Here is a 5,549-nt window from a genome sequence, read left to right as displayed (position 1 = left end):
TTCCTTATGTTAACATTTTCATCTTTCAATGTCAACTAAGTTTTTCATTTCGTTTGTCGCTTGCGACGTTATTGTCATCGGCGACTTGTTCTATATTACACCTCTAAAGCATAATCGTCAACATCTTTTTATAAAGAACTTCAATTTAATATTTTTATGCTCTTTTAACTAAATACGTCTCTATAGGATTTCATTATCGGAGCACACCTTCTGCTTCTCTTTAATTTGTTTTTCCAAATATATTCGAGTTAATTTGAACTCTAGACTTAACTTGTGTGGACGTTTTCCTCCAACAAAACTAGCAACCTTATTTTAACAAATACTAGTATATAATTAGAGAGTTGTTGTACTATCAATAAAACTCTATTAGAAGCAGGTGAAGATATGAAAGATATACGTATCCTTATAGCAGACGACGATAAAGAAATCCGAAATTTATTAAAAATATATTTAGAACGAGAATTATACATGGTAGACACTGCAATCAACGGCGAAGAAGCCTTACATTTATTTAATCAAAATAACTATAACCTCGTTATACTAGATCTTATGATGCCCAAAATAGATGGAATCGAGGTATGTAAAAAACTTAGAGATAAAACTAACGTACCTATATTAATGCTCACCGCTAAAGATCACGAAGTTGATAAAATTTTAGGTTTAAGCATTGGTGCTGATGATTATATTACGAAACCTTTCAGCATTCACGAAGTAATTGCACGAGTAAAAGCTCTTATGCGGCGTTTTTTAGTTCTCGGAAGTAACAATACTGCTCAAGAAAAAACAACTTTATCTTTTAAAGGACTAACTATCAATTTAAATACATACACAGTTCATACAAACAAAGAAGAAATTAGCTTAACCGGAAAAGAACTGGAACTGTTAAAATTCTTTACTTCAAACCCAGGGCAAGTATTTACAAAAACACAGCTCTTCCGAAATGTATGGGACGATAATTATATAGAAGATGACAATACCGTTATGGTACATATTCGAAAACTTAGAAAGAAAATAGAAATTGACCCTTCCAATCCAAAATTCATTCAGACTATATGGGGAATTGGTTATAAGTTTGTAGGTGAAAAGCTTGAAGACTGATAAAACCCTCTTCCTGATTTCATTACAACTTATCATTTGCGGGATTTTAAACATACAAATGGATCCAAGAATAAAAATGTCTTTATTTATTATCCTTATCTTAATTACAATTTATCTCTTCTTTTCAAGAATACAATTCATTCAACATCGCAAAGCAATGGATACTAAATTAAGTCGTGTACTAAAAGGAAACTTACAAACGAGATTATTCACAAGCAATGACCACTCATTACATAATATCGTTTTTTCAATAAACGAGCTAATAGGTAAATTAGAGCAGGTTCAAATTGAAGCCAAAAGATCCGAAGAATCCAGAAAACAACTTTTGTCTAGTATCTCCCACGATATACGAACACCACTCACCTCCATTATCGGATATATAGATGCTTTGAAAGACGGAGTTGCTGCTTCTGAAATAGAAAAACAAGAATATCTTAAAATACTCTATATGAAATCAAATAACTTAAAGCACCTAGTTGATGAAATATTCAATATGGCGAAGCTAGACGCTAATGAATTTCCACTAAAAGAAGAAGAACTCAACTTTTCTGAAGTTACTAGAGAAGTTTTGATTGAATTTTTACCTGAGCTCTCAAAACATAACATCGAACTGCAAATTCGCATACCAGAGTCTACTTGTCCTATCATCGCAGATCATCTAAGCATTATGCGGATTATCGGTAATTTAATGAAAAATGCAATTTATTACGGAAAGGATGGGAAAACAATAGGAGTCGAATTGCTAGAAGCTGATGCAGAATACGAACTTCATATTTGGGATCAAGGCCCTGGTATTCCAAAACATGATTTACAAAACGTATTTGAGCGAATGTACCGAAGCGAACAATCAAGAAACTCTTCATTTGGTGGTAGCGGTCTCGGGCTTTCTATTTCCAAAGCGCTCGTTGAGAAAAACGGTGGACATATATGGGTTGAAAGTACTCCATGGAAACGAACTACTTTTGGCTTTTCTATTCCAAAACACAATACTTTTAAGAAATAGTTAAGAAATGATTAATATGCAGTTAAGCCTTCCTTTTTATGATGTAAGTAAGAACTTATAGAAAGCAGGTGTCTCCTATAAATACAATTATAAAAACGACTAACCTTACTAAAGTATATGGCAATCAAAAGTCAGTAGATAATTTAAATATTAATGTTCAACAAGGGGAGATTTATGGCTTCATAGGCCGCAACGGTGCTGGTAAAACAACAACCATTCGCATGCTGCTTAGTCTTATAAAGCCTACAAGTGGAACGATTGAAATATTCGGAGAGAACTTATTCCAAAATCAAAAAGATATTTTAAGCAGAATTGGTTCTATAGTTGAAGTTCCAGGATTTTATGAAAACTTAACTGCAAAAGAAAACCTATTAATTAATGCAAAAATAATTGGGGTTCACAAAAAGAATGCTATCGAAGAAGCATTAGAAATAGTAGGCTTGCAGCATGAGACAAAAAAGTTAGTAGGAAAGTATTCTTTAGGAATGAAGCAACGCTTAGGAATTGCGCGTGCTCTTCTCCATTACCCTGAGCTACTCATATTAGATGAACCAACTAACGGACTAGACCCTATTGGTATTAAAGAAATGCGAAAACTTATTCATTCTTTAGCTCAAGAAAGAAATATAACAATACTGATTTCTAGTCACATATTAGCCGAGGTAGAACAGTTAGTTGATCGTATCGGAATTATTCATGAAGGAAAGTTACTAGAAGAAGTTTCTCTTGATACGCTGCGCAAAGCAAACCGTAAGTACATAGAGTTTCAAGTGAATAATGACGATAAAGCTGTGATGTTATTAGAAAATCATCTTCAAATTTTTGATTATGAAGTACATGATGAAGGAAATATTCGTATTTACTCTCATTTTGGACAACAAGGATACATAAACAGAACGTTCGTTCTTAACGATATTGAAGTATTAAAAATGATGATAAGTGAAGATAGACTAGAAGATTATTTCACCAAACTAGTTGGAGGTGGAACAATTGGTTAATCTACTCTATACAGAACTCTTAAAACTAAAACGCTCTAATATGTTTTTAATTAGCATTATTGGTGCTGGTGTCGCACCTTTCTTAGTTGTAGTAGCCTCTTATATACATATAAAAACAAAACAGCCAACTCCAACTATTTGGTTCGATCAATTATTTACTGACGTTAACTTATATACTACTTTAGTTATAGGATTCCCCTTATATGGAGTAGTGGTTGCTTATTTGCTTACCCGCGAATATACAGAAGATACACTGAAAAATTTACTAACTATCCCCGTGTCACGCATTAGCTTTATTACAAGTAAATTCATCATTCTCTTTCTTTGGATTATGATGCTAACTTTAGTCGCTTGGGCACTTACTTTAATATTAGGGCTATTGGGGAACTTCCCTGGTTTTAACATTTCTTTACTTTTAGGTTCTTTCCTAGAATTTTTAATATGTGGTGGACTTCTCTTTCTATTGTCTTCACCTATTGTGCTACTAACTCTTGTAATGAAGAGCTATGTACCACCCATTATATTAACAGTCATTATTACAATGACTAATCTTATGCTCGTAAACTCCAAGCATAAAGATTTATTTCCGTGGACCGCTACTCTAGATATCGCAAATAACGAATTACAACCGACATATCCACCAGAGTATTCTTATATCATCATTGCAGTAACGACAATTTCCGGATTTATTGCAACACTATTCTATTTTAAAAAAGTAGACATTCATTAATGTATAGGAGTGAAACTATGAGCGATATCATTATTGCCTTCATACTCGGTATTGTAGAAGGATTAGCTGAATTTTTACCTATATCTTCTACTGGCCACCTTATATTAGTCGGGCATTTATTAGGCTTTGAGGGAGAAAGAGCAAAAACGTTTGAAATTGTTATTCAGCTAGGCGCAATTTTAGCTATTGCAATTTTATATCATAAACGTCTCGTTTCTTTATGTAATATTAAACCTCTTATACAGAAAGAAAAAAAATTCAACGCGTTCCATGTATTTCTTGGCGTATTTCCGGCAGTGGTTGCTGGCTTGCTACTACATGATATTATTAAAACATACTTATTCCAGCCATACACTGTTGTGATTGGACTTGTAGCAGGGGCAATTCTTATGATCTTTGCAGAAGTAAAAAAGAAAGAGGCAGCAGCCTATTCACTGGACGATTTAACATACCGCCAAGCTTTAACAATCGGATTATTTCAGTGCTTAGCGGTATACCCTGGCTTCTCTAGAGCTGGCTCTACTATCTCTGGAGGTCTATTAGCAAAAGTAAATTATAAGACTGCATCTGAATTCTCTTTTCTAATAGCTCTTCCTGTAATGATTGGGGCAACAGGCTTAGACTTACTAAAAAGTTGGAAGTATTTAAGTGTCGATGACATCCCTATGTTCGCGGTAGGATTCATTACCTCTTTTATAGTAGCGATGCTAGCAGTAGTAACTTTTCTAAAGCTTTTAGAGAAGATAGGTTTAAAACCTTTTGCATACTACCGTATTTTGTTGGCTATCTTATTTACGCTTTTCGTATTGCTATAGATTCATATAAGTCACATATTATTAAACTGATATTCAATTTAGAATATCGGTTTTTTTATCTATTTCAACTCTAGTATTACTCACTTCAATATGGCATAGTGATAATAAACTACCATTCATAATCTGAACGTTCTTTAAGTAACTATGTCCTTTATCATAAAATGCAATTGGAAAATTAAAGATCCCATATATGTACAGAACATATTTACAAACTATATTCACTCCACATAGTATCTTTTTAATTTGCAAAACACTGATACAAATTAAAAATAAGTACAAAGGCATAACAAATAAATAAATTTCCTAGGAATTATAAAGAGATTAAATATTAATTAGAGTGAGGTGACGATAAAAATGAATCAATTAGCACAGACATATTGGGATACTTATTGGGGAAACAACAAAAAACCAGAATCTGTTACAGCTTGGCAATTTGGGGATGCCCCTAATTATCTTGCACAACTAGTAATTGACGGTATTAAAACAGCTACATGCTCCGGTCACATTTTTTATGAATTAGAAAATGAATCGCTACCGACTACTAATGATTATAGTATTATACTCAATAGTAATGATGAACCTGTAGCTATTATTAAGACAATAGAAGTAACTGTAACACCAATGAATGAAGTAAGCGAAGAATTCGCTATCGCTGAAGGCGAAGGAGATCGTACTTATAATTACTGGAGAGACACCCATGTTCGTTTTTTTACAAAGGAACTAAATGAGATTGGTCTTAATTTCTCTGAAGATATGTTACTCGTCTGTGAGCGTTTTGAACTTGTTGATGTGAACAATAAAGTGAAATTTTAATAAACTGAGATTTACCAGCCATTCTTATTTTTATAAATACAAAAAAGACGAGTCATTCTGACTCGTCTTAAGCTTGCTTGGCGACGTCCTAC

At 33.2% G+C, this 5,549-nt stretch carries 6 protein-coding genes; all 6 read left to right on the top strand.

Annotated features, from left to right (window positions below; all coding sequences use genetic code 11):
* Nucleotides 1-384 precede the first annotated feature (384 nt).
* The 6 genes from DN401_RS22320 (at nt 385) to DN401_RS22290 (ending at nt 5,457) form a co-directional block, all read left to right on the top strand.
* Nucleotides 385-1,098, top strand: coding sequence for a response regulator transcription factor (locus DN401_RS22320; RefSeq protein ID WP_000651997.1), 714 nt, complete (start codon nt 385-387; stop codon nt 1,096-1,098).
* Nucleotides 1,088-2,101 (top strand): sensor histidine kinase, encoded by a 1,014-nt coding sequence (locus DN401_RS22315; protein WP_000845331.1) that lies wholly within the window; start codon nt 1,088-1,090, stop codon nt 2,099-2,101. The genes DN401_RS22320 and DN401_RS22315 overlap by 11 nt, the downstream gene beginning before the upstream one ends.
* Nucleotides 2,102-2,169: 68 nt before the next feature.
* Entirely contained in the window at nt 2,170-3,099 is a 930-nt protein-coding gene (locus DN401_RS22310; protein ID WP_000074581.1) for an ABC transporter ATP-binding protein, read from the top strand.
* On the top strand, nt 3,092-3,829 hold the full coding sequence (locus tag DN401_RS22305) for an ABC transporter permease (protein ID WP_000247711.1): 738 nt from the start codon (nt 3,092-3,094) through the stop codon (nt 3,827-3,829). Before DN401_RS22310 ends, DN401_RS22305 begins: the two co-directional genes overlap by 8 nt.
* 17 nt (nt 3,830-3,846) lie before the next feature.
* On the top strand, nt 3,847-4,644 hold the full coding sequence (gene uppP / locus DN401_RS22300) for an undecaprenyl-diphosphate phosphatase UppP (RefSeq protein WP_001279957.1): 798 nt from the start codon (nt 3,847-3,849) through the stop codon (nt 4,642-4,644).
* A gap of 354 nt (nt 4,645-4,998) precedes the next feature.
* On the top strand, nt 4,999-5,457 hold the full coding sequence (locus DN401_RS22290) for an ASCH domain-containing protein (protein WP_001072420.1): 459 nt from the start codon (nt 4,999-5,001) through the stop codon (nt 5,455-5,457).
* The last annotated feature ends 92 nt before the right edge of the window (nt 5,458-5,549 follow it).

The sequence above is a fragment of the Bacillus sp. BF2-3 genome (assembly GCF_008368795.1).
Lineage (GTDB): Bacteria > Bacillota > Bacilli > Bacillales > Bacillaceae_G > Bacillus_A > Bacillus_A cereus.
This window is presented reverse-complemented; position numbering and strand designations above follow the sequence as displayed.